Annotated in this window: 21 protein-coding genes; 15 read left to right on the top strand and 6 right to left on the bottom strand. The window is 63.8% G+C overall.

The window, feature by feature from the left end; translation table 11 throughout:
* The first annotated feature begins 112 nt into the window (after window positions 1-112).
* Entirely contained in the window at window positions 113-913 is an 801-nt protein-coding gene (locus tag XH93_RS29110; protein WP_194470119.1) for an FkbM family methyltransferase, read from the top strand.
* Between the two features lie 33 nt (window positions 914-946).
* Here XH93_RS29110 and XH93_RS29105 read toward each other — a convergent pair whose 3' ends face one another.
* The 5 genes from XH93_RS29105 to XH93_RS29085 form a co-directional block, all read right to left on the bottom strand.
* Complete coding sequence (locus tag XH93_RS29105) at window positions 947-2,101, bottom strand: hypothetical protein (RefSeq protein ID WP_194470118.1); 1,155 nt, start codon at window positions 2,099-2,101, stop codon at window positions 947-949.
* 258 nt (window positions 2,102-2,359) lie between these two features.
* Window positions 2,360-3,712, bottom strand: a complete 1,353-nt coding sequence (locus XH93_RS29100) for a hypothetical protein (RefSeq protein WP_194470117.1) — start codon at window positions 3,710-3,712, stop codon at window positions 2,360-2,362.
* Window positions 3,687-5,237, bottom strand: a complete 1,551-nt coding sequence (locus tag XH93_RS29095; RefSeq protein WP_194470116.1) for an MBOAT family protein — start codon at window positions 5,235-5,237, stop codon at window positions 3,687-3,689. Before XH93_RS29095 ends, XH93_RS29100 begins: the two co-directional genes overlap by 26 nt.
* A gap of 290 nt (window positions 5,238-5,527) precedes the next feature.
* Complete coding sequence (gene neuC, locus XH93_RS29090) at window positions 5,528-6,724, bottom strand: UDP-N-acetylglucosamine 2-epimerase (RefSeq protein WP_194470115.1); 1,197 nt, start codon at window positions 6,722-6,724, stop codon at window positions 5,528-5,530.
* Entirely contained in the window at window positions 6,721-7,467 is a 747-nt protein-coding gene (locus XH93_RS29085; protein ID WP_194470114.1) for an acylneuraminate cytidylyltransferase family protein, read from the bottom strand. The genes neuC and XH93_RS29085 overlap by 4 nt, the downstream gene beginning before the upstream one ends.
* Window positions 7,468-7,646: 179 nt before the next feature.
* Here XH93_RS29085 and neuB point away from each other — a divergent pair, with 179 nt between their 5' ends.
* The 12 genes from neuB (at window position 7,647) to XH93_RS29025 (ending at window position 22,001) form a co-directional block, all read left to right on the top strand.
* A complete protein-coding gene (neuB, locus tag XH93_RS29080) occupies window positions 7,647-8,729 on the top strand; it encodes an N-acetylneuraminate synthase (RefSeq protein WP_194470113.1) in 1,083 nt (360 codons plus the stop codon).
* Window positions 8,726-9,358 carry a NeuD/PglB/VioB family sugar acetyltransferase gene (locus XH93_RS29075; protein WP_194470112.1) on the top strand — a complete coding sequence of 211 codons (633 nt, stop codon included), beginning with the start codon at window positions 8,726-8,728 and terminating at the stop codon, window positions 9,356-9,358. The genes neuB and XH93_RS29075 overlap by 4 nt, the downstream gene beginning before the upstream one ends.
* A gap of 6 nt (window positions 9,359-9,364) precedes the next feature.
* Window positions 9,365-10,405: a nucleotidyltransferase family protein gene (locus XH93_RS29070; RefSeq protein WP_194470111.1), complete on the top strand. Its 1,041-nt coding sequence runs from the start codon at window positions 9,365-9,367 to the stop codon at window positions 10,403-10,405.
* Window positions 10,402-11,214 carry an SDR family oxidoreductase gene (locus tag XH93_RS29065; protein WP_139863258.1) on the top strand — a complete coding sequence of 271 codons (813 nt, stop codon included), beginning with the start codon at window positions 10,402-10,404 and terminating at the stop codon, window positions 11,212-11,214. Before XH93_RS29070 ends, XH93_RS29065 begins: the two co-directional genes overlap by 4 nt.
* Window positions 11,215-11,274: 60 nt before the next feature.
* On the top strand, window positions 11,275-12,432 hold the full coding sequence (locus tag XH93_RS29060; protein ID WP_229174674.1) for an N-acetyl sugar amidotransferase: 1,158 nt from the start codon (window positions 11,275-11,277) through the stop codon (window positions 12,430-12,432).
* Window positions 12,433-12,484: 52 nt separating this feature from the next.
* Window positions 12,485-13,123, top strand: a complete 639-nt coding sequence (gene hisH, locus XH93_RS29055) for an imidazole glycerol phosphate synthase subunit HisH (RefSeq protein ID WP_139485104.1) — start codon at window positions 12,485-12,487, stop codon at window positions 13,121-13,123.
* Between the two features lie 13 nt (window positions 13,124-13,136).
* The gene (locus tag XH93_RS29050; protein ID WP_194470110.1) at window positions 13,137-13,913 is read left to right on the top strand and encodes an imidazole glycerol phosphate synthase cyclase subunit; all 777 of its coding nucleotides are present in this window, start codon (window positions 13,137-13,139) and stop codon (window positions 13,911-13,913) included.
* A gap of 4 nt (window positions 13,914-13,917) precedes the next feature.
* Entirely contained in the window at window positions 13,918-14,577 is a 660-nt protein-coding gene (locus tag XH93_RS41935; RefSeq protein WP_210340404.1) for a hypothetical protein, read from the top strand.
* 56 nt (window positions 14,578-14,633) lie between these two features.
* Window positions 14,634-15,257, top strand: a complete 624-nt coding sequence (locus XH93_RS29040) for a bifunctional 2-polyprenyl-6-hydroxyphenol methylase/3-demethylubiquinol 3-O-methyltransferase UbiG (RefSeq protein WP_194470109.1) — start codon at window positions 14,634-14,636, stop codon at window positions 15,255-15,257.
* A gap of 124 nt (window positions 15,258-15,381) precedes the next feature.
* A complete protein-coding gene (locus XH93_RS29035; RefSeq protein WP_194470108.1) occupies window positions 15,382-17,097 on the top strand; it encodes a glycosyltransferase family 39 protein in 1,716 nt (571 codons plus the stop codon).
* A 254-nt stretch (window positions 17,098-17,351) separates the two neighbouring features.
* On the top strand, window positions 17,352-19,412 hold the full coding sequence (locus tag XH93_RS29030; protein ID WP_194470107.1) for a calcium-binding protein: 2,061 nt from the start codon (window positions 17,352-17,354) through the stop codon (window positions 19,410-19,412).
* A gap of 531 nt (window positions 19,413-19,943) precedes the next feature.
* Window positions 19,944-22,001, top strand: coding sequence for a calcium-binding protein (locus tag XH93_RS29025; protein WP_194470106.1), 2,058 nt, complete (start codon window positions 19,944-19,946; stop codon window positions 21,999-22,001).
* 98 nt (window positions 22,002-22,099) lie between these two features.
* On the opposite strand, the gene XH93_RS29020 is transcribed toward XH93_RS29025, so the two are convergent.
* Window positions 22,100-23,413 (bottom strand): aminotransferase class III-fold pyridoxal phosphate-dependent enzyme, encoded by a 1,314-nt coding sequence (locus XH93_RS29020; protein ID WP_194470105.1) that lies wholly within the window; start codon window positions 23,411-23,413, stop codon window positions 22,100-22,102.
* 531 nt (window positions 23,414-23,944) lie between these two features.
* On the opposite strand from XH93_RS29020, the gene XH93_RS29015 reads away from it, so the two are divergent.
* Window positions 23,945-25,006, top strand: coding sequence for a Gfo/Idh/MocA family protein (locus XH93_RS29015; protein WP_194470104.1), 1,062 nt, complete (start codon window positions 23,945-23,947; stop codon window positions 25,004-25,006).
* On the top strand, window positions 25,003-25,470 hold the full coding sequence (locus tag XH93_RS29010; protein ID WP_139485113.1) for an acyltransferase: 468 nt from the start codon (window positions 25,003-25,005) through the stop codon (window positions 25,468-25,470). Before XH93_RS29015 ends, XH93_RS29010 begins: the two co-directional genes overlap by 4 nt.
* Window positions 25,471-25,477 lie beyond the last annotated feature (7 nt).

Here is a 25,477-nt window from a genome sequence, read left to right as displayed (position 1 = left end):
GATTTACCAAACCGACCCATCGATTGCAAACCGCAGTCAAACCCTTGCAGCAGGCGGATTTTACGGCCAACCGCTTCCGTCGCAACGTTCAGGCACAACCGGCGTTCGCTCAATGAAGGCATCACTTTCGGCCGTGTTCCAGGCGGTCAACCTCGTGCTGGAGCCGTTCGGCCTACGCCTGATGCGCACCGACGCGCCGGTGCGCAACTTCGGCCTGTTCTTCAAGCATCTCAAGTCGCTCGACTTCGACGTGAAGACGGTGATCGACGTCGGGGTCGCGCTCGGCACGTCGCCGATCTACGACGCGTTTCCGCATGCCCGCTACTTCCTGGTCGAGCCGGTCGAAGAATGCCGGCCGATTCTCGAGCGGCTCAAGCAGCGTCTCAACGCCGAATATTTTTTGGTCGCGGCCGGCGCCGAGAACGGCGAGGTCACCATCAATGTGCACGACGATATCTCGGGCTCGAGCATCTTCACCCAGGTCGAGGGCAAGGCGCTCGACGGCGAGGCGCGACCGATCCCAATGCGGCGGCTGGATTCGCTGCTGCCGGAGAAGCTTGAGCATCCGGTCTTTCTGAAGATCGATACCCAGGGCGCCGAGCTCGAAGTGCTCAAGGGGCTCGGCTCGCGCATCGCGGAGATCGATCTTCTGATCCTGGAGACCACGATGATGCCGATGCGCCACGGCATCCCGGTGTTTGCCGATATCGTGCGGTTCTGCGACGAGGCGGGCTTTGCCGTCTACGACGTGCTCGAGGGCCACATGCGCGCGCTCGACGGCGCGCTGGCGCAGATCGATCTCGCGCTGGTGCGCAAGGACAGCAAGCTGCGCAGCCAGTCGGCCTATTTCAGCGCCGATCAGCTCGCCGGCTATCTGAAGCGGCCGAGCAAGCTGCGCGGCGCCAACGGCTGATCGCCGCAGGCTCCCGCCAGCGGCGGACGCCGATCACAGCTCCGCAAGCAGGATGAACAGGCAGCGCCGCTCGCCCTTGTTGACCATGCCGCCGCGATGCATGCCGTTGCCGTCGAACAGCACGCAATTGCCGTAGTTCGAGGTGGCGGGGAAATGGCCCTCGCGCAGCCGCGCAACGTCGGGGGAACTGTCGCTCAGGTCACCGCCGAAATCGGCTTTCTTGCGCAGGAACGCCGGCAGCGCAAAAAACTTCTTGCGCGCGTCGGGACGGCGCCCGGAGAAGCCCGAGAAGTCGTTGGTGCGGCGGACCATGCCTTCGAACCAGCCGATCTTCGCGTTCTGGCTGCCGCGGATGTAGCAGAACGGGCCGCCGTCCGGGCCGATCTCGTGGACGTAGATCGCGCATTTCAGCATGCCGTAGGTGGCGTCGATGTGCAGGTAGCTGCCCCAGGGATCGGCGAGCTGGGTGTCGGGAAACACCCGCTTCCAGAACGCGAGATCCTGGTCGTTGATCTGCGCATTGACGTGCTTCACGCCGACCGGGCGGCCGAGATAGGCGCTCGCGGCCTCGATAATGCCGTAGCGCTTGAAGATGTTCTCGACCGATGCGAACGCCGCCGGATCGGCCGAGCGCGTGCACCAGTAGACATTGTCGTCGAACTTGCGCTTCTCCGGCGGAATGTTGGCGCGGCGCTCGTCGAGCTTGGCGAATCCCGGGTTGGTGACGCTGCGGATCTGCTCGATCTCCTCGGGCGTCAAGGTCAGGCAGACGATGCCGTCGGACTTGATCTTGTTCAGCAGTGCGGGATTGGCGGGCATCGCCGGACGCCGTGCGCCGGTCAGCGTGCCGATCATGCGGCTGAGGCGGATGCGGCTGTACATCCCGATGTAGCGCATCGCGGTCGAGAAATTCAGGCCGCTGAAGCCGGCTTCCTTGGAGAGCAGCGGCATGTTTTCGTAATCGACGATGCGGCGGATGGTGACGAAGGCGAAGGTCTTCACGAAGATCTTCAGCGCATAGAGCCGTTCGCTCAATGTCGGCTTCGGCAGCATGCCGCCATAGGCGGGATGCGCGTCATAGTCGATCTCGGGCAGGGTGGTGCCGCGATAGGGCGGGATCGGCAGCTCACCGATATTGGCGGCACGCGCGGTCGGCGCCACGTCGGAAAGGGAGTCGATTGTCGTCATGTCGCGTTCTCCGCCCGTGCACGGGACGATCCAGGTTCGCCCGATCTATACAACCTGCGGCGTCGCACAGGCAACCGGCCCGAGACATTATGCGCCGGGATTTGCCGTGTTCGATGTCCGCATTAAGCGCATGAAATACTTTACGAAAATCCGATTGGTGCCAGCGTCTTGAGAGGTTCCAGGCCGCGGGGCCGCTACCGGGCTGACGCCAGACCGTCGCAAATTCAGGCCGTGGCGGAAAGGCGACCGCTGCAACGCTCATCCGGGTCCGGCTTTTCCAAAGCACTTCTCGCGCGCTTCCCGGGCGAGGATGGGCGAGCCCTTCTCGTTCACGTGGTCCGTGTTCTGATACATCGCAGGGTCGTCGAAGCGATCCCAGAAACTCACGTAGGGGATGCCGTTGGCCCGGGCGACCTCCTGATAGAACTTGCGCGTTTCGGCGAACGCCGGGATCCGATCGGCGCGTTCGCGGTAGAACGTGTCCACCGGGTAATTGACCAGGCACACCTTGGCCCCTCGCGCGACCAGAAAAGCAATCAAGTCGCGATAGATGCGGGCCTCGTCCCGCTCGCGGAAATTTGCAACGGGCGTGTGGGTGTTGACCTCGTAATCCATGAACGCGTTGAACTTGGCGAGCATTTCAGGATTCGTCTCTGCCGTGGGCGCTGCATTGGCCGTCGGCGCGGATGCTGCATTCGTTGTTATCACGGGCGCTGGATTTGCCGTTGCCGCGGGCGCTGGATTCGTCGTTGTCACGGGTGCTGGATTTGCCGTCGCCGCCGGCGCTGCATTGGCCGCTGCCGCGGGGGCGGCATTTGCAGCTGCCACGGGTGCATTATTTGCAGCTGCCGCGGGTGCAGGACTTGCGGCTGGCGCCGGTGCTGCATTTGCCGCTGTGACAGGTGCCGGACTTGCCGCTGCCGACTCGGCCTCGACCTTTGCCGTGTTGCTCGCTGTGTGCGACGGCGAGCCCGATGCGGGTTGAGGAGCCGAATTCGTTTTCTGCTCGACGATGGTCTCGGCCGGCGCGCTGGTGTGCTCGGTCGATGCCTCCTGCGGCTTCGGCTGGCCGATAAGGATGTTGCCGACGCTCTCCCAGAGCTGGTCGTAGCCGGGCTGCTGTTGACCGCGCAAATTGCCCGTCAACAGGAACCGCTTCCAATATTCGAGCATGAAGCCGCGATGCCTTGGGTCAAGGATTCTCAGCCTGTAGGCGGAATAGACCTCGGGCACGTAGCTGCCCTGCGCCTCGAGACGATACTCGGCGAATGAGTGCGGATCGGCCTGGATGATGACCTGACCCGGCTGCAGGTTCCGGTAATAGTAGCGCACGCGGTCGTTCATCTTGCGGATGGTGGTGCCGCCGATTCCGAGGTTGATGAAATCAGGCTTGTTGTAGTCGGGGACGGCGGCGATGTGGGAATCGCCGAACGCCGCATTGGGTTGGCTGGACGAGACCAGCAGCGATGCGATCCACTCATAATTGTCGATCGGCGTAATGTAGATGCGCAGCAGCCGCTCGGATGCGACCCCGAACGTCACGACGACGGTCACGACGATGGAGAGAAACAGATAGAGCCAGTGCTTAGAACTGAAAGTAAATGAACTCACTGGGCACTCCGAGATAGATGATGGCGAGCACGAGAACTCCGACGAAGGCGCCTGCGATTGCCGATATCGGGGTCGGCCGGAAGGCGAGTGCGCGGGCCAGTCCTCTTCGAACCGGGTGACCCGGTTTGTCGTCGTAGGTTCCGAGCAGTAGCTGCTGCGAATTCGGCAGGATGAATACGAACAGCGTCACCAGCACCAGCCACAGCACCGCCGTTTCGCTTCCGAACGTCACCAGATTTCCGGTTTGCATGTGCAGCGTCCGCATCACGGACGGCGCGAACGAGCCCAGCATGGCCTGATACTGCTCCGGAACGAGAACGCCGAAGCCTCCCATCATGGACTTGAGCATGATCTTGGCGCCCATCCACGATTCCGAGCGGAAGAACACCCAGGAGAGCAGCACCGCGGGGAAAACCAGCAGCGAGCACAGCGCTGCGATGCCGGCAACGATGCGCGACGTCGGGGCAAAGTGTTCCCTCAGATAGCGGAACAGATGGTTGATGATGAGGTAGATTCCGTGCAGTCCTCCCCACACGACGAAAAGCCAGCTCGCTCCGTGCCACAGGCCGCCGAGCAGCATCACGATCATCAGGTTGACGTATCGGCGGACCCAGCCGTCGCGGTTGCCGCCGAGCGGAATGTAGAGATAGTCCCTGAGAAAACGCGACAGCGTAATGTGCCAGCGCCGCCAGAAATCGATGATGCTGGCGGATTTGTACGGCGAGTCGAAATTGACCGGCAGCCTGACCCCGAACAGCAGCGACAGGCCAATCGCGATATCGCTGTATCCCGAGAAGTCGAAATAGATCTGGTAGGTGAAGGCTAGCGCAGCGCCCCAGCCGTCGAAAAAGCTGATCGGTTGCGCCTGGTTGGCGAGGCGGAATCCGGGAGCGGCGTAGCTCGCCATCGTATCGGCGATGATCACCTTCTTGAACAGTCCGCACAGGATGTAGGCGACGCCGGTTGCGACCTCGGCGTAGGAAATCGACTTCAGCCGCTCATTGGTGAACTGCGACATCACCTCTTTGTGGTGAATGATCGGCCCCGCAATCAGATGCGGGAAATAGGAGACGAACAGGGCATATTTCGGCAGGCCGAGGTCATCGGTGCGGTTGCGGTAGACATCGACCAGAAAGGCGATCTGGATGAACGAGACGAACGAGATGCCGAGCGGTAGTTCGATGGCGACCGCCGGCACTTCGATGTGAAAGAGGTAGGCGAGCGTCTGAAGAATGAAGTTCGTGTACTTGAAATAACCCAGCACCGCGAGGTTTGCGGCGATCGCGGCCCCGAGCACCGGCTTCGACTTCTGGCGAGCGATATGCAGGGCGGCGGCATAGTTGCCTGCGATCGATCCGAACAGCAGGATCAGATATCTCGGCTCCCATGCGGCGTAGAAGGTGGCCGAGCAGATGAACAGCCAGATGAACACCCACTGGATGTTGCCGAAGCGGCGGCAGACCAGAAAGCCGGCGCAGGTGATCGGAAGAAACAGAAGAAGAAACTGCAGCGAATTGAACAGCATTTGAAATCAGTGCCAATCTTCTAGCCAGGGAAACCTTGAAGGGCGCGTTGCAGGGCGCCGTGAAGGACGCCTTGGGTGAACGTTGCGCTTTGGATACGTCCGCAAGCCGGACCTGATGCGCCGATCATGCGACTGGCGCGCATGCAGGCGTGCCGCGATGAGGCGCATTCAGTGCCGCATCGGACAGTCGGCCGGTTCTCGTCATGTTGCGTTCCCCCCGCAGCGCATGGACCCATCCAGGGGGCGATCTATACAACCTGCGCTGTTGCACAGGCAACCGGGCCGAAAGGTTATGCGGCCGGATTTGCCGCGCCCGGCGTGTCCGGCAAGTCATGGAAATGCTTGGGGAAAGCCCGGCGCAGGTCGATCCCGCGCAAGGTTCCCGCGATCAGCTCCGAAGCGCCGCCACGGCCGTAGGGCGGCACAGCGGACGGATCGGGGTTGAAGCGGCCGGCGAAGATGCTGTCGAGGGCGGCGCGAATGGCCGCAGAATCCGCCGGGCAATCGATGATCGAGGCGGCGCGCAGCCGGCCCTGCTGGCGATCGCCGATGTTGATCGAGGGCACGCCGGCGGCCGGCGCTTCCAGAATGCCGCTCGACGAGTTCCCGACCACCGCATCGGTCAGCCGCAGCGCGGCCCAGTAGCGGTTGCTGCCGAGCGAGGTGAACAGATGCGCGCGGTCCGGCCGTGCCGCCACGAAGCTGCGGATCGCATCGTCGATCGCGCGATAGCCGGGATCGGCGTTGACGCCGGTGAAGATGAAGCTGCGATCGTTCACCGCTTCCAGTGCGCCGAGCAGCGCGGCGATGTTGACGGCATCGGCTTCCGGCTGCGCCGTGGTCGGATGCAGCGTGATCAGCAGGAAGCGCTCCGGCCCGCCGATGCCGAGCTGGGCAAACAGCTCGGCGCGGGTCAGCGCCGGCGCGGTGGTCGCGACATCGAGGCCAGGCGCGCCGACATTGAAGACGAAGTCCGGATTCTCGCCCATCTGGATGACGCGGCGCCGATACGGCTCGGCGGCGACGAAATGGATGCAGGCCATCTTGGTGATGGCATGGCGGATCGCGTCATCGAAGGCGCCCGCGGTGACCTCGCCGCCATGAATATGCGCGATCGGGATGTTGAGCAGCGTCGCGGCGACCGCGGCCGCCATGATCTCGTAGCGGTCGCCGAGCACGACGAGAACGTCGGCCTTGAGCTCTGCAAGCACGTCGGCGAATCCTGATACCCCGATGCCGGTGCCGCGCGCCACGGTCTCGGCGCGATCGTCGTCGAGCTTGAGGTCGATCTTCGCCGCGAGCGGAAAACCGTCGGCTTCGATCGCCCGCCAGGTTTCGCCAAAGCGCGGCACCAGATGCATGCCGCAGGCGATCACGCTGAGCGCGACGTCATTCGCAGCCTTGAGCCGCGTCAGAATCCCCCGCAGCAATCCGTAATCGGCCCGCGATCCGGTGACGACGGCGATCCGGCGAGGGGCGGCGGTCATGGCGATGTCCGCCACGGCGCGGCGTCGAGCATGCCATGCTCGATGACGTAGGAGGCATAGGCGAGATCGGCGGCGCTCTCGATCTCGATCGAGTGCATGCGGTCCATCATGATGCCATAGCTCGCCGCCGGGTCGGCGTAGATCTTGCGATGCTTGCGCATGGCGTCCCAGCCGACCAAATAGAGCGCGCCGTTCATCGTCACCTCCGGCGCCTGGTCCTGCCGGCGCTGCGCCGGCGTCTTCAGCATCTTGTCGACAATGCCGCCGATCGAGCCGTCAGGGCCGAGCGTGCCGACGAAGACCGAGGCGACCTCGGTCTCGCGCATGCCGACCACGAGGCTCGCCTTGCGCGCCATGAACAGCTCGACCGCCTCGTCGAAATGCTTGGGGAGCGCGAATGGCGACGACGGCTCCAGCAGCATGATCGCGTCATAGCGCCGGCCTTCATGGGCCTCGATCCAGTCCATGGCGTGCAGCACCACGTCGTTGGAGGAGGCGGTATCGGTCGCGAGCTCGGCCGGCCGCTCGAACAGCATCTCGGCGCCATGGCGGACCGCCTCGGCGCGAATCGCCTCGCTGTCGCTCGACACGATCAGGCGACTGCAGTAGCGCGACTGCCGCGCCGCCTTTGCCTTGTAGCCGACCAGGCTGAGGCCGCCGATCTCGCGCAGGTTCTTGCCCGGCAATCCCTTGGATCCGCCGCGGCCCACCAATAGAAACAGGATTTGCGCCGTATCAGCCATTTGCTCGACAGCCCCATGCGTTACGCCCGGGAAACGAGCGCAAAAATCCACCTCGCGAGGTGGCTGTGGAACACACTGCAAGCCGCCCGCTCGCGTTGCTTTTACCAGTGTACTCGACTAAGACAACCGCTTGATTGGCGGGTGATTTCGGTTACCCACCGCATCTCCGACGAAACCCGATGCATCGCCGAACCCTGATCATTGCCGAGGCTGGCGTAAACCACAACGGTGACCCCGCGCGGGCGCTGGCGCTGGTGGAGGCTGCCGCGCGGGCCGGCGCCGACATCGTCAAGTTTCAATCGTTCCGCGCCGACAAGCTGGCGACCGGCGCCGCGGCGAAGGCGAGCTATCAGCAGGCCACGACCGGAAGCGAGCAGTCCCAGCTCGAGATGCTGCGCGCACTCGAGCTCAACGGCGACGACGAGGAGCGCATCGCCGCCGCCTGCCGCGCCGCCGGCATCACCTATATGTCGACGCCGTTCGACGCCGACAGCGCAACCCATCTGGTCCGCCGCATCGGCGTCGGCACGCTGAAGGTCGGCTCCGGCGATCTCACCAACGCACCGCTGCTGCTGCACCTTGCACGCTTCAAGCTGCCGATCATTTTGTCGACCGGCATGGCGACGCTGGCCGAGGTCGAGCAGGCGCTCGGCGTCATCGCCTTTGGCTATCTCGGCGATGCCGGCGCCAATCCGACACCGGCCGATCTCGCAAAAGTCCTGCTCGACCGCGCGGCCTGGGACGAGCTGCGCGCCAAGGTCACGCTGCTGCATTGCACGACCGAATATCCCGCCGATCCGCAATCGATCAATCTGCGCGCGATGGCGACGTTGCGCGATGCGTTCGGGCTTGCGGTCGGCTTCTCCGATCACAGCCGCGGCATTCATATCGCGGCGGCCGCGGTGGCGCTCGGAGCGACCGTGATCGAAAAGCACATGACGCTCGACCGCAACCTGCCCGGGCCCGATCACCGCGCCTCGATCGAGCCGGACGAGATGGCGGCGATGATCGCCTCGATCCGCGACATCGAGGCCGCGCTCGGCGACGGCCGCAAGGTGCCGGCGCCGGAGGAGGTGCCGAACCGTGCGGTGGCGCGCCGCAGCCTCGTTGCGATCCGTCCGATCAAAAGCGGCGAGCGCTTCACCGCGGACAATCTCGGCGTCAAGCGGCCCGGCAACGGCATTGCGCCGATCGAATACTGGAGCTATCTCGGCCGCACCGCGCAGCGCGACTACGCGGCCAATGAGGCGCTCGAGCCATGAGCCTGATCGTGCTGTGCGCCGGCGGCCATGCCAAGGTCGTCATCGAGGCCTTGCTGAGCCGCGGCGCGCGGCCTGCGGCCGTGACCGATCGCGACGCGTCGCGGATCGGCGAGACCATCGGCGGCATTCCGATCACGGGGCCGGACGACGATATTTTGAAGATGGACACTGCGTCGGTCACGCTGGCCAACGGCCTCGGCAACCGCGCCTCGCGTTCGGATTCCGGATTGGCGGGACGGCGCGCGCTGTTTGAGCGTTTCACCGCGCTGGGCTACACCTTTCCGGTGATCGCACACGCCTCTGCGGTGATCGCATCCGATGCGGTGCTCGGCGACGGTGCGCAGGTGATGGCCGGCGCCGTGATCCAGCCGGCGGTGCGGATCGGCCGCAACGTCCTGATCAACACGCGCGCGGTGGTGGAGCATGACGGCGTGGTCGGCGATCACGCGCATATCGCCCCGGGCGCGGTGCTGTGCGGCGGCGTCTCGGTCGGCGAGGGCGCGCATATCGGCGCGGGAGCAGTGATTTTGGTTGGCGTCAGCGTCGGGGCGGGAGCGATCGTTGCCGCCGGCGCTGTGGTCGCAAGGAATGTCGAGGCCGGCGGATTCGCCGGCGGCGGCCGGGATTAGGTTGTTATGAAAGAAATATTTGTCGTCAATGAAGATACGCCCCTGATCGAGACGCTGCGGCGGATCGATCAGGGACATTTGCAACTCGCCGTGGTCGAGCGCGACGGCAGGATCGTCGGCACCGTCACCGACGGCGACGTGCGGCGCGCATTGCTCGGCGGCGTCGGGCTCGATGCCTCGGTCGAACTGGTGATGAACCGCACGCCGATCACCGCGCCGGTCGGCATCTCCAATCCGGCGGCGCTCAATCTGATGCGCAAGCATTCGATCCACCAGCTGCCGATCGTCGATCCCGAGGGCCGGGTGGTCGAAGTCAAGCTGATCGACGACCTCGCACTCGCGCAACAGTCTGATCACTGGGTGGTGCTGATGGCCGGCGGCCTCGGCTCGCGGCTGAAGCCTTTGACCGACGACGTTCCGAAGCCGCTGATCCGGGTCGGCGACAAGCCGATCCTGGAGACCGTGCTCGGCGGCTTCATCAAGGCCGGCTTCGGCAAGTTCTTCATCTCGGTGAACTACAAGGCCGAGATGATCCAGGATTATTTCGGCGACGGCTCGGCCTGGGGCGTCGAGATCAGCTATCTGCAGGAGACCGAGCGGCTCGGCACCGCCGGCGCGCTGTCGCTGCTTCCCGAGCGTCCGAAGCAGGCCTTCTTCGTCATGAACGGCGACCTGCTCACCACGGTGAATTTCGAGCAGATGCTGAAATATCATCATCAGCATCAGGCGTTCTCCACCGTTTGTGTCCGCGAGCATTCCGTCACGGTCCCGTTCGGCGTGATCGATTTCGACGATCACCGCCTGGTCGGCATCCGCGAGAAGCCGACCCAGAAATTCTTCGTCAATGCCGGCGTCTATCTGCTGGATCCCGGTGTGCTCGATCATCTCCAGGGCAACGAGGCGATCGACATGCCGACCTTGATCGAGCGGACCATTGCCGGCGGCCAACAATCGGTGGTGTTTCCGTTGCGCGAGTACTGGATCGACGTCGGTCGTCTCGACGATCTGCAGCGCGCTTCCGACGAATTTCAGAGGATCTTTGGATGAGCACCGAGCGCTCGCTTCGCACCATGATGTCGCTCGCCGGGCGCGTCGCGCTCGTCACCGGCGGCGCCGGCCATATCGGCCGGGCGCTTGCCAACGGCCTTGCCGAACTCGGCGCCAACATCGCGCTGGTCGACATCGACGCCTCCGCCGGCACGGAGGCCGCCGCAAAACTGACCGAGAGCTGGTCGGTCAGCGCCGAGGCCTTCGCCTGCGATTTCGAGCAGGCCGCCGCCGTGCAGGACCTGCCGCGGCGGGTGCGCGAGAAATTCGGCCGCATCGACGTCATCGTCAACTGTGCCGCGTTTGTGGGCACCAGCGGGCTGCAGGGTTGGGCGGTGCCGTTCGCGCAGCAGTCCGATACGACCTGGCGGCGGGCGCTTGAGGTCAATCTGACCGCGCCGTTCATCCTGGTGCAGGCGGCGGCCGAGGATCTGGCCGCCTCCGGGCATGGCAGCGTGATCAATATCTCCTCGATCTATGGGCTCGCCGGGCCGGATTGGCGGCTCTACGAGGGAACCGCGCTGGGCAACCCGGCGGCCTATGCCGCCAGCAAGGGCGGCCTGCTGCAGATGACCCGCTGGCTCGCCACCACCATGGCGCCACGGGTCCGGGTCAACGCCGTGGCGCCGGGCGGCGTGTTTCGGGCCACGCCCGAGCCGTTCCTGAGCCGTTACGTGGCCCGCACGCCGCTTGCACGGATGGCGCGTGAGGACGATATGAAGGGCGCCGTGGCCTATCTGGCGAGTGATTTGTCGGCCTATGTCACCGGCCAGTGCATTGCGGTCGACGGGGGCTGGACGGCGTGGTAAGCCGTCCAAAATCATGCAATTGCAGGAATCTCCAAAATGTTGAGCTGTAGCAAGTGCTTATTGCCTGAAACGGCAGAGGCGACGTCGTTCGACGACGAAGGATCGTGCAGCGTTTGCCGCCAGATCGAGGTCCGCGACACCCAGATCGACTGGAACGAGCGGCACCAGCAGATGATGGAGCTGGTCGCGCAATACCGCGACAAAGGCCTCTATGATTGCATCGTGCCGTATTCGGGCGGCAAGGACAGCGTTTTCCAGCTCTGGTACGTGGTCAAGAAGCTCGGCCTGAAGCCGCTGGTGGTGCGCTTCGACCACTGGTTCTACCGCCCGCTGATCGAGGAAAACAACACTTCGGTGTTCAAGCAGCTCGGCGTCGACGTGCTGAACTTCACGCCGAACTGGCACGTGGTCCGCGAGCTGATGCTGGAATCGCTGAAGCGCCGCGGTGACTTCTGCTGGCACTGCCACACCGGCATCTATGCTCACACCATGCAGATCGCGATCCGCTACGAGACGCCGCTCTTGTTCTGGGGCGAGAGCCTCGCGGAATACCAGTCGTTCTATTCCTATGACGAGATGGAAGAGGTCGACGAGAAGCGGTTCAACCGCGCCATGAATCTCGGCATCACCGCCGACGACATGTATGAATTCCTCGGCGGCCGCGTCGCCAAGCGCGACCTCTATCCGTTCGTGTATCCGCCGCGCAAGGAGCTGATGCGGATCAAGTGCCGCTCGATCTGCCTCGGCAGCTACATCAAGTGGGACACCAAGAAGCACGTCGAGATCATCAAGAAGGAGCTCGGCTGGAAGGGCCAGGAGGTCGAGGGCATTCCGCCGGAATACGACTACGAGAAGATCGAGTGCTTCTTCCAGGGCGTGCGCGACTACCTGAAGTACATCAAGCGCGGCATGGGGCGGACCAACCACCTCGCCAATATCGACATCCGCAACAAGCGCATGACCCGCGAAGAGGGCGAGGCGCTGGTGCGCGAGTTCGACGGCAAGCGGCCGCCGAGCCTCGATCTGTTCCTCGACTATCTGCAGCTCACCGAGGAGCAGTTCCTCGGCATTGCGATCAAGCACGAGGTCAGCCCGTGGCAGTTCTCGCCGAACAAGGTCGAGCCCGGCCGGCGCATGCCCGACATGGATCAGTGGAACAACACCCACGTGCCGTGGCCGAACCATCCGGGTGTCGAGATCGGCGGCGGCAAGGAGTAGTCTTTCACCTCGCCCGCTTGCGGGGAGAGGTGGTCGGAGACGGGGGCAGGCAATGTCAGGCGTTGCGATCGTCGATTACGGCATCAACAATGTTCGCTCGGTGCGCAATGCCGTCGAATATTGCGGCTTCGACCCCATCGTGACCCATGACGAAGACGCGATCGCCGACGCCTCGCACGTGATCCTGCCCGGCGTCGGCGCGTTCGGCGACGCCATGGCCAATATCCGCGAGCGCGGCATTGACGCGATGCTGGAGCGCCACGTCCGCGAGAAGGGCAAGCCGTTCCTCGCGGTCTGCCTCGGCATGCAGCTGCTCGCCAAGACCTCCGAGGAGCATGCCGATGACGGCGTGCCGCATCGCGGGCTCGGCTGGTTCGACGCCGACGTGCTGCGCCTGTTGCCCAACGATCCGGCGCTGAAGATTCCGCATATGGGCTGGAACATGGTGGCGAAGGAGCGCAGCCACCCGATCCTCGCCAATATCCGCGAGAGCAATTTGGCGTTCTATTTCGTGCACTCCTTCGCCATGCGCTGCAACGCGGAGGCTGACGTGGTTGGCTACGCCCAGTACGGCCAGCCGGTCACCGCGATCATCGCGCGCGACAATGTGGTGGCGACCCAGTTTCATCCCGAGAAGAGCCAGGACAGCGGCATCGAGCTGGTGAGCAATTTCCTGCGCTGGAATCCTTGAAACAACACAAGCGATGCTGAAAAAGAGACTGATCCCAAAATTTCTGCTGCGCGATGGCAGGCTGGTGAAATACGTCCGCTTCTTCGAGAACGAGCGCGCCGCCGGCAATCCGGTGACGACCGCGAAGGTCTACAACGACTACGGCGTCGACGAATTGATCGTGCTCGACATCGTGCCGAGCGAAGCCTCGCGCAGCCGCGTCGTCGAGATCATCGAGCGGATGTCGGAAGAGATCTTCATGCCGTTCACGGTCGGCGGCGGCGTCAAGACGCTCGAGGACGTCAACATGCTGCTGCGCGCCGGCGCCGACAAGGTGTCGGTCAACTCCGAGGCGGTGCGGCGGCCGGAATTCCTGCGCGAGGCGGCGCGTACCTTCGGCGACCAGTGCATGACGGTGTCGATCGACTACAAGCGGATCAGTTCCCACCACGCCACCGTGTTCATCGACGGCGGCCGCGAGCACGTCGCGCTCGACCCGATCGAATGGGCAAGGCGCTGCGAGGACCTGCATTGCGGCGAGGTGCTGCTCGGCTCGATCGATCGCGACGGCACCATGTCGGGCTACGACCTCGACATGATCCACCAGGCCTCGCGCGTGCTGAGCGTGCCGCTGATCGTGTCCGGCGGCTGCGGCTCGCTGCAGCACGCGATCGACGCGCTGGAGGCCGGCGCCTCGGCGGTCGCGATCTCGTCGATGTTCCTGTTCACCGATCACAGCCCGATCAAGCTGCGCAGCCATCTCGCCTCGCGCGGCCTCGACGTGCGCTCGAGCTCCTCAAGCCGGAACTAGCACCATGCAGCTCTCGCTTGGCCGCAACGAACTCGCCCGCTATGTGCAGAAGCAGTTCGAGACCTTCTTTCCCGACGGCGCCGATCTCGGCGACCTGCCGGCGTTCGTCGACAAGGCGCTGGGCCGGGTCGAGCACTGTTTTTCGCGCGTCCGGCTGAAGGGATTTTTCGCTGACGGCGAGGCGCGGTTCTCGCACTGGCACTGCGATCAGTACGCAATCTTCCTGTACTATCTCGCCAACACGGCGTTCCGCGAAAAGCCGGGCCATCCGATCGCCGACAAGGCCTACGCGCTGAACAAGGCGCTGCATGCGCTCGACGCGTTCTACGAGGTCGAGCTGCCCGACGTGTTCGCGGTGCAGCATCCGGTCGGCACCGTGCTCGGCCGCGCCAGCTACTCCGACTACTTCATCTGCTACCACAACTGCACGGTCGGCGCGAACCTCGAGAACGACTATCCGTCGTTCGGCCGCGGCATCGTGATGTATGGCGGCAGCCGGATCATCGGCAAGACCGCCGTGGGTGACAACACCTTCGTATCGACCGGCGCGATCGTGATCGACGGCGGCGAGCTTGCCGCCGACAGCATCCTGCACGGCATCTATCCGAAGGCCGGACGGTCGCGCACCGAACGCAACGTCATCAGCGATATTTTCGGGATTTGATTTGGCGAAAACCTTGCGCACCACCCGGCGCATCGCGCAGCAATTGAGGGCCTGACATGGGGCAACGAATTTCGGGCATCTACCGGCTGATTACGATTCCGTCGATCTACAAGGGACTGATGTTTTCGCTTGGCGCCGATAACGCCATCGCGCGCTACGTCAACGAGGCGTTGCGGCCAAGTCCCGGTCTGAAGATGCTCGACGTCGGCTGCGGACCCGCAAACGTGCTGTCCTACCTGCCGGCGCTGGATTATACCGGCATCGACATGAACGAGAAACACATTGCCTACGCCCGGGAGCGGCACGGCGACCGTGGCCGCTTTCTTGTCGGGAATGCCGCCGAGGATTTGAAGCAGGAGGAGGCGACATTCGATCTCATCAATGTCTCCGCATTGCTGCATCATCTTGCCGACAAGGAAGCCATTTCGCTGCTTGCCTCGCTGACGCACCTGCTCAAGCCGAAGGGGCGAATTGTCACCATTGACAATGTTTGGTTGCCGAGGCAACGCGCCGCGGTCAAGCTGATCAACACACTGGATTCCGGCGTCAACATCAGGACCCCGGAGGGGTATCTCGGATTGTTGAGCGGCATGGGGCTCGAGGTCGAAACCATCACCTGGAACGACTTGCTGCGCGTTCCGTACGACCACTTTGTCATGATCGCCCGCAAGGCTTCGTAAACCGACAGCGCTGTCATTCGATCGCGCGCAGGCATTGCGCCGCGGTTAATGGTGCGACTTGAAATCGTCCGGCGATGCTGCAAGACAGCTATCGCCGGATCGGCGCGGCAGAGCAGGTATCGTTATGGATGTTTCGAAGGGCAAGATGCGTTATCGCGCCGCCGGCGTCGGCATCCTGCTCGCCATCCTTCTTTGCTGGATCGCACTCTCGGTTGCGGCTGCGCTGCGCGAGGGCACCTGGCCGGACGAAACGGCCTATATCATCAAGTCGTGGTGGTACGTCAGCGGTGCGGTCAAGCCATATACCGCCGAGGATACGACCTGGTATCAGCCGCTGATCTACTATGTCATGGGACCGTGGCAGTGGATGTTCGGCCCCGGCGTCGTGTCGGCGCGCCTGCTCTCCGTGCTGATCACGGCGATCGACATTGCCTTGCTGGGGTATCTGTTGCGCCGGCTCGGCTGCACCGCCTGGCCGATCGCCTTCGCGGTCGTCGTATTCGTCCTGAGCGAGGACGGCATCTTCTATTTCAGCAGCGCAACGCCGTACGCTTACTTCGTGTGCGTGCAACTGATCGCGCTGCATCTGCTGCTGGGAATGCACCGGCAGGCCAGTCTCGCCACCGCCATCGCGTTGGGCGCCGTGTTGACCATGGCCTACCTGCTTCGGATCAATGCGGTCGCCTTTATCGCATTGAGCCTCGGGATTGCCTGGGTGCGAGCCGGCCGGGATCGCTGGCGCGTCTATTTTTGCTCGGCTGCGATATTCCTGACGACGTGGTCATTGCTGGCTTTGCTCTGGGGGCCGCGGTTCGTCTACGTCACGCTCTGGCTTCCCGGGATGACGGACTGGCTGATCCAGGCGGGCGTGCTGCCGAACCTCTATTCGTTCGCGCTCAGTCACAGCAGCCAGGCGCTTGGCGTGCCCCACCCGTCGACGCTGCGCGACATGCTGGCATACGCCTTCGGCTGGGACATCATGGGGCACTATTTGCTCAATCACCATGGCGTACCGTTGGCAAGCGCCCTGGCCGCGACGATCGTTGCCGCGCTGCGGCCGATCCCCAATCGCGGCTGGACTGCGCTGTTTGCGGCCTCCTATTGGGCGCTGCTGGTTTTCCACCATCTCGGGCTGCAATCGATCTGCCCGACCTGCATCCAGGCCTACGCGAACTATGTCGACTATCTCGCCGCGCTGGCGGGCGGACTTGCGCTGCATGGTCTGATGCGGACGGCCTCGAACGATCGGCTGGCCGGCGGCATCGCGGTGGGGACGATCTTCGCATCGCTCGCGCTGGCGGCGGTGCAGGCCTGGAATCTCGTCGGTCCGTATCAGCTGCCATCGATCCGCAATCGTGTGAGCTCGCTTCCGGAGGAGGTGCGTCTTGCCGGTGAGACGATGCGGACGCTGTTGCCGCCTGGTACGAAGGCTGAATTCGTCGGCAGTGACCTGCGCATCCCGCTGGCGCTGGTTCAGGCGGGCATCCAGATCCCGCCGATCACGCTCACCTTGCCCTCGAACTATCGCAAGCTGAACGAGGGTTTGACTCCCGAGCAGGTGGCACAGGCGACCGCGGAGATGAAGCAGCTTACCGGGTGGACCGATACGATCGCAAAGCAGTGGATGCAGGAGAGTGGCGACTGGCTGATCCTGCAGCGGAGACCGGTCGTTGCGGCGCCAGACTGGCTGATCTGGGCTCCCGATGCGGCGCTCGTGAAGACCGGTCTGGAGAAATGCTTCGAGCGGGTCTCGGAGTCGACGTTTGACACCTTCGTTCCGCCCTTGTCGATCGCGCTGTACCGACGCGTCCGCCGCGGCAAGACTTGCCTCGGCGAATAGACCGCCGCGTGACCCGCAAGACCGCGCTCGGCGCCGCGGCTCAGGCCGGCAAAAGCCCGGCCCGGCGGGGCCTCCTTCGCCCCCGATAGAAGCTTTCTGCCGCGTCTCCTGGCAGCGATCGGCATCGGCATCGATACGCTCACTGCCATCGGCTTACATCGACGGTAAGATTATTTACCTCCTCATTTGAACCTGAGCGGCGTGCTTTCGACAGAAGCTCCGGGGGATGCATTGTCACATGAGGATCTATTGTAATGCCTATTGAGCAAAGCCCCTATTCGATCACACGCACTTCAGCTCTGCCCGATATCGTTCAATCGGAAGACGATGGTTCGATCGCCAACGCCAACTGGACCGGCCTGTCGGCGGGCGTCGCCGGCACGCTGCAGGCGAACGGTTTTATCGGCGACGGGCCCTTTGGCCTGACGTCGGGCGACCATGACGGCTTTCGTTTCGAGCTGGCCGCGGGCTGGAGCGTGAGTATCGATGTCGATGCGGTCGCGTTCGGTACGCACAACGGCGCCTTGTTCGATTCATATCTGCAGCTATACGACAGCGCCGGCACCGAAGTCGCCAATGCGGACGACAACGACGGGCTCGATGGCTTTCTCACATTCACCAACGCCACCGGGACGACCCAGACCTACACGGTTTTCCTGTCCGATCTGCAAAGCCAGGTCACCAATCCCAACAATTCGGGAAGCAGCACCGCACCGGTAACCAATCCGCTCACCGATACGGGCGTCTACCGGCTGTTCATCAACACGTTCGATCCCGGCAACGTCAACCAGGGAAGGATCATCGTCGGGACAGGCGGAGCTGACGCACTCGACGGCACTGCCGGCAACGATGTCATCGAGCTCAAGGGCGGCAACGATACATCGAACGGGAATGGCGGTAACGACGTGTTCCGTTGGGACATGTTCGATGGCAGTGACACCATTGACGGTGGTGGCCCGGCCCAAGTCAATGTGCTTGACGTTCTCGGTGACCAGAATAATCAGCAATTCACGGTTGGTGCCTGGAACGGCTTCGGCTTCCTGTTCACCGCCAACGACCTGAACAGTTCGAAGACCGTCACGGTCCAGCAATGGATTACGAACCTCGACGTTCACGGCGGCGATGGCAATGACAGCCTTGCTGTCAACAACGCTGGCGGCGACCTCCAGACCATCACGTTCTGGGGCGATGCGGGCGACAATTCGGTTGCGGCATCGGGTATTGCGAAGGTATTTCGCATCTTCGGGGGCGACGGCAACGATACTCTGGTGACCGGTTCGGCTGCCGACACGTTTTACGGCAACGACGGCGATGACTTCATGAATGGAGGCCTCGGCACCGACGAGTTGAACTACGCCGCGATCGGCCGGGACATCAATGTCGATCTCAACATCACGATCGCGCAGAACACCGGCGGCGCCGGTTTCGATACCATCCTCAATATCGAGAACGTGGTCGGCGGCAGCGGCTGGGACACCCTCCATGGCAACACGGTCGCCAACTATCTGATCGGCGGCGAAGGCAACGACAAATTGCTCGGCGGCGAGGGGGCTGCCAACACGCTGCAGGGCGGCACCGGGAATGACACCTACTTTGTGGAGGCGGCCGGCGACACGATCGTCGAGTTTGTCAACGAGGGGATCGACAGCGTCCAGACCACGCTGACCTCCTTCACGCTCGCTGCCAATGTGGAGAACCTCACCAAGGTCGGCAGCAGCGGCTTCACCGGTGTCGGCAACGGATTGAACAACATCATGACCGGCGGCTCCGGCAACGACTACCTGGTCGGTTTCGGCGGCAACGACACCTTCATCGACGGGTCAGGCGCCAATACGTTCCAGGGTGGCACCGGCAATGATATCTACGCGGTGCAGTCGAACGCCGACACGGTCACCGAGTTCGCGGCTGAAGGGTTCGATCAGGTCCAGACCTTCCTGTCGTCCTACACGCTGTCGCCCAATGTCGAGCAGCTCGTCTTCATCGGCAGCGGCGACCACACCGGTGTCGGCAACAGCATCGGCAATACCTTTGTCGGCGGCGCCGGCACGGAGACGTGGACCGGTGCAGGCGGCAACGACGTCTACAATTTCCGCACTGCAGGAAACGGGCTCGACATCGTGACCGATTTCAATGCCGACAACGCCAACGCGGCCGAGCACGATCATATCGACCTGACGGGACGGGGTCTGAACTTCGCCTCGCTTGCGGTCTCGACCGTCAGCGGCGGCGTGGTGGTCGGCATTCCCGGCGGCGACGCTATCTTCCTGCAGGGCGTCTCGGCCGGCGCCGTCGATGCCAACGACTTCTTCTTCTAGCGCTCGATCATCGCAGATCGGTTGATTTGCCTATCCGAGGATCGGGCCGTCCCGCGGGGCGGCCCGATCTGCGTCTGGTTGGGCGTGCCGATCAGGTCGGCCGCTCGAACGTGGAATGCGCGAGGCGGTCGAGCCCGCGCAGCACCCTGCACCGGCCTCTTGCTCCACCGCACGCGCAGATTGTGCGGCGCCTTGCGCAATGCCTTCGGTCGTTATCTGGATGGGCGCGACTGGTACGGCATCACGGTGGAACCTGACGCCGAAACAGTAACATAGGTGATACGGTGGCAACTTGTCGCAGCCGCGTCGTGACGCGCCGCAATGCCCGGAAGATCATCGAGGTTTGCGTTGTCGAACAGCGGATTAGCGAGGGTGTTGCCTCATCAGATCGGCGCTCTCCATTATCGTAAGCGACCCTGGGATGAGGCAGTTCCGCCGCGTCCATTGAACCCGCCCTGATGCCTTCGGACTAACCTAGGCTGTTGCCGTTAGCTCTCGCCGTTTTTCAATTGTACCAACAGGAGATATTGCATGCCCATTCAGCAAACCGACCTTATTACGCGCACCTCGGTCGTCCCCGAAATCAGTCAAGCGGAGGACGACGGCTCGATCTTCAGCGCCAACTGGACCGGCCTCTCTGCGGGCGTTGCGGGCACGGTGCAGGCGAATGGCTTTATCGGCGACGGGCCATTTGGCCTGACGACAGGCGACCACGACGGGTTCCGTTTCGAATTGGCCGCCGGCTGGAGCGTGAGCATCGATATGGATGCGAGCGCGTTCGGTCTGCACAACGGCGAAAGCTTCGATCCATTTGTGCAGATCTTCAACAGCGCCGGTGCACAAGTCGCCAGTAACGACGACGACGACGGGCTCGACAGTTTCCTGACGTTCACCAACGTCACCGGGACGACCCAGACCTACACGGTTTTCGTGTCCGACCTCGACACCACGGTCACCGATCCCAACAATTCGGGAGCCAGCACCGGTTCGGTGAACAGTCCGACCAGCGATCTGGGCTTCTACCGGATGTTCATCAATACGTTCGATCCCGGCAACGCCGCCCACGGACGGATCATCGTCGGGACGGCCGGGGCTGACGCGCTTGACGGCACTGCCGGCAACGATGTCATCGAGCTCAAGGGCGGCAACGACACGTCGAACGGGGGCGGCGGGAACGACGTGTTCCGCTGGGACATGTTCGACGGCAGCGACACCATTGACGGTGGTGGTCCGCAAAGCAATGTGCTCGACGTGCTGGGTAACGAACTCGGCCAGCAATTCACCGTTGGTACCTTCAATGGCTTCGGCTTCCTGTTCACGGCCAACGACTTGAACGGTGCGAAGACAGTCACGGTCAACCAATGGATTCAGAACCTGGACGTTCACGGCGGCGACGGCAATGACAACCTTGTGGTCGGGGCCAGCGTCGGCAGTGATCTCCAGACCATCACGTTCTGGGGGGACGGGAACGACAATTCGGTGTCAGCATCGACCGCCACGAAGGCATTTCGCATCTTCGGCGGCGACGGCAACGACATCCTCGTCACCGGTTCGGGCGCCGACAAGTTCTTCGGCAATGACGGCGACGACTTCATGAACGGAGGAGCCGGCGTCGACGAACTCAACTTTGCTTCGCTCGGCCGCGACGTCAATGTCGATCTCAACATCACGACAGCGCAGAACACCGGCGGCGCCGGTTTCGACACCATCCTCAATATCGAGAACGTGGTCGGCGGCAGCGGCTGGGACACGCTCCACGGCAACACGGTGTCGAACTATCTGATCGGCGGCGAAGGCAATGACAAATTGCTCGGAGGTGAGGGGGCTGCCAACACGCTGCAGGGCGGCACCGGGAATGACACCTACTTCGTGGAGGCGGCCGGCGACACGATCGTCGAGTTTGCCAACGAGGGCACCGACAGCGTCCAGACCACGCTGACCTCCTTCACGCTCGCCGCCAATGTGGAGAATCTCACCAAGGTCGGCAGCAGCGGTTTCACCGGTGTCGGCAACGGATTGAACAACATCATGACCGGCGGCTCCGGCAACGACTACCTGGTCGGTTTCGGCGGCAACGATACGTTTATCGACGGCGCAGGCGCCAATACGTTCCAGGGCGGCACCGGCAATGATATCTACGCGGTGCAGTCGAACGCCGATACGGTCACCGAGTTCGTCGGCGAAGGGAACGATCAAGTCCAGACCTTCCTGTCGTCCTACACGCTGGCGGCCAATGTCGAGCAGCTCGTCTTCATCGGCAGCATCGACCATACCGGTGTCGGCAATTCCATTGCCAATACCTTCACCGGCGGGGCCGGCACGGATGTGTGGACCGGTGCGGGCGGCACCGACACCTACAATTTCCGCACGTCAGGAAACGGGCTCGACATCGTGACCGACTTCAATGCCGACAACGCCAACGCGGCTGAGCACGATCATATCGACCTGACGGGACGCGGCCTGAACTTCGCCTCGCTTGCGGTGACGACCGTCAGCGGCGGCGTGGTGGTCGGCATTCCCGGCGGCGACGCCGTGTTCCTGCAGGGCGTCTCGGCGGGCGCCGTCGATGCGAACGACTTCTTCTTCTGAGTCTGCCGCCCATATCGGGTGAGTTTTGATCGCGAAAAATGGGCCGTTCCGCATGGGACGGCCCATTTTGTCAGCAAGGCCGGACGGCCGCGCGCCGGTCAGGTCAGCCGCTTGAACCCGGAATGCGCGACCGGGCCGCGCAGCAACTGCTTCACCGCCTTCTGGTCGACCGCGGTGCGCAGCTCGCGGAACACCTCGCCCACCGCCTCCAGATAGCGGTCGACATGGGCGTCGGTGTGCGCCCACATCGCGTAGAACGAGCCGGTGGCGAAGATGCCGCGGTCGAGCATCATCTGGGTGAACAGCGTGCGGGTTTCCTGCGCCTCCGGCAGCTCGAACGCGAAATGGCCGAGCGGCGAGATGCCCGAGATGTGCACCGGCATGCCGGTGGCCTGCGCCGCCTCGGCCCAGCCCTTCTGCACGCGGGTGCCGATCCGCATCAGGTGCCTGGCGACGTTCTGCTCGCGATGCTTGCGCAGCGTCGCAAGCGCCGCGACCGGGCCGACGCGCTCGGTCCAGGCGGTCGAGCTGACGAAGGTCTCCTGCGCGGCGTCCATCACCGAGGCGCGGCCGACGATCGCCGCCATCGGAAAACCGTTGGCGATCGCCTTGGCGAACACCGCGATGTCGGGGTCGACGCCGTAGGCGAGATGGGCGCCGCCGGAATTGATGCGGAAGCCCGAGGTCACCTCGTCGAAGATCAAGGCCGCGCCGCAGCGGTCGGCGAGCGCGCGAATTCCCTTGATGAAGGGCGGCTCCGGCTCGCTCGAGCGCACCGGCTCCATCACGATCGCGGCGAGCCGCTCGCCATGTTCGGCGACGATCGCCTCGATCTCGTCGAGCTTGTTGAAGTGGAACGGCTGCATCAGCCCGGCGAGGCCGCGCGGCACGCCCTTGGTGTCGAGGCCCGGCAACAGATGGCCGTCGAGCGCGGTGGTCTCGCCGAGATTGGCGCTGAGATACCAGTCGTGCCAGCCGTGATAGCCGCAGAACGCCACCATGTCGCGGCCGGTCGCGGCGCGCGCGATCCGGACCGCGATCGCCATCGCCTCGCCGCCGGCGCGGCCGAACCGCACCATGTCCGCCCACGGATGCAGCTCGACCAGCAGCTCGGCGAGCTCGATATCCTCGGCGCAGTTCAGCGTCGACATCGAGCCCATGTCGATGGCGGCCTTCACCGCCGCATCGACGTCGGGATCGGCGAAGCCCAGGATGGTGGCGCCGATCCCGCAATAGCTCATGTCGAGATAGGTCTTGCCGTCGAGGTCGGTGACCTCCGCGCCCTTGGCCGACTTGAAATAGCTCGGCCACTGCTCCGGCAGGAACATTTCCGGCCGCTTGGAGAGCAACTGGGTGCCGCCGGGAATCACCTTGCGGGCGCGCCGGTAAAGTGCCTGTCCTGTTCCCGACATCAAATCAAATCCTTCCCCGAAAAACCTTCGGCTGAATACCCCATGGCCCGGCCCCGGGCAAGGCTATCTGCCTGTCGCTTCAGCGTGAAATCGCTGCGCGGGGCTGCCAGCGGTGCCGTAGGCCTCCACCTCGTTCTACCAAAGGTTGAACGACTATCTGACGGCAGAACAGGCGGCCGCGGCCACCGCCGAGATCGGCGAAATGCTGTGAAAGGCTCGGCGCACGATCGTTCGACGCGTCGGTGCGCCCGTTGTCGATCGAGATCTTATCATCGGACCAAACGCGGCGAGAGCTGTGTTGGCCCCGCATGCGCGCTATGGCGCCAGGCGGGGGCGCCGTCCAGCGGACCCGTAGCCGCCCGGGGCCGGGACTTTGGCGGCCGTGCGGCCGCTCAAACCGGGCCGATACCCTTGCCTTGGCCCGAGTTTTCCGAGTAATGGACGGTGTCGTGCGGCCCGCAAGGCCGCTTGTTCCCTCGGCTCTTCGGCTGACTTGCTGCGGCCGGCGATCAGACAAGATAGGGCCTGTGCATGATCAGATTCGGCCTGCTCGGTTGTGGGCGCATTGCCAAGCGTCATTCGGACCTCCTCGGCGGCAACCACATCGAGGGCGCGAGCCTGGTTGCGGTCTGCGACCCCGTTCGCGCGCGCGCCGATGCGATCGCCGGCAAGTTCGGCGTTGCGGCCCATTACGACATGGACGAGTTTCTGGCGCGCAAGGACATCGATGCGGTTGCCGTGCTGACGCCGAGCGGGCTGCATCCCGCGCATGTGATCGCCTGCGCCAAAGCCGGCAAGCACGTCGTGGTCGAGAAGCCGATGGCGCTGCGCCTGCAGGACGCCGACGACATGATCCGGGCCTGCGACGAGGCCGGCGTCAAGATGTTCATCGTCAAGCAGAACCGCTTCAACGTGCCCGTGGCCAAGGCGCGCGAGGCGCTCGATGCCGGCCGCTTCGGCAAGCTCATTCTCGGCACCGTGCGCGTGCGCTGGTGCCGCGATCAGGCCTATTACGACCAGGACGACTGGCGCGGCACCTGGGCCTATGACGGCGGCGTGCTGACCAATCAGGCGAGCCACCATGTCGACATGCTGGAGTGGTTCTTCGGCGATGTCGTCAGCGTGCACGCGCGCGCGGCCACCGCGCTCGCCCGAATTGAGACCGAGGACACCGCCGTCGCCACGCTGAAATTCCGCAACGGCGCGCTCGGCATCATCGAGGCGACCACCGCGGCGCGCCCGACCGACCTCGAGGGTTCGCTGTCGATCCTCGGCGAGCGGGGCACGGTCGAGATCTCCGGTTTCGCCGTCAACCAGATCCGGCACTGGCGCTTTCTCGACGAGCTGCCGTCGGACAAGGACGTCGTGGAGAAGTTTTCGGTCAATCCGCCCAACGTCTACGGCTTCGGCCATCAGGCCTATTACCACCACGTGATCGATTGCCTGGTGAACCAGCGCGCCGCGCTGGTCGACGGGCTCGAGGGCCGCAAGAGCCTGGAATTGATCTCGGCGCTCTATGAATCGATCGAGACCGGCGCGGAAGTCGCGCTGCGCTTCACGCCGCGGCTGAGCCGGCTGGGTGTCGTCTCGTGAACCAGCCGCAGGTGCATCAGGCTGATGTCCGCGACGTCGAGTTCGGGACCGGCGTCAAGATCGTCGAGCCGTGCAATCTTTACGGCTGCAAGCTCGGCGACGACTGCTTCGTCGGCCCCTTCACCGAAATCCAGAAGGGCGTCGTGATCGGGGCGCGCACCCGCGTGCAGTCGCATGCCTTCGTCTGCGAGTTGGTCACGATCGGTGAGGACTGCTTCGTCGGGCACGGCGTGATGTTCGTCAACGACACGTTCTCGACCGGCGGCCCGGCGCGCGGACGCAAGGAGCTGTGGCGCGAGACCGTGATCGGCAACCGGGTTTCGATCGGCTCCAACGCGACGATCATGCCGGTCAGGATCACCGACGACGTCGTCATCGGCGCCGGATCGGTGGTGACCAAGGATATCACGACGCCCGGCACCTACGCCGGCAATCCGGCGCGCCGGCTGTTGGCGGGCCAATAGGGGACAT

This window comes from Bradyrhizobium sp. CCBAU 51753 (assembly GCF_015291565.1).
GTDB classification, from domain to species: Bacteria; Pseudomonadota; Alphaproteobacteria; order Rhizobiales; family Xanthobacteraceae; genus Bradyrhizobium; species Bradyrhizobium ivorense.
This window is presented reverse-complemented; position numbering and strand designations above follow the sequence as displayed.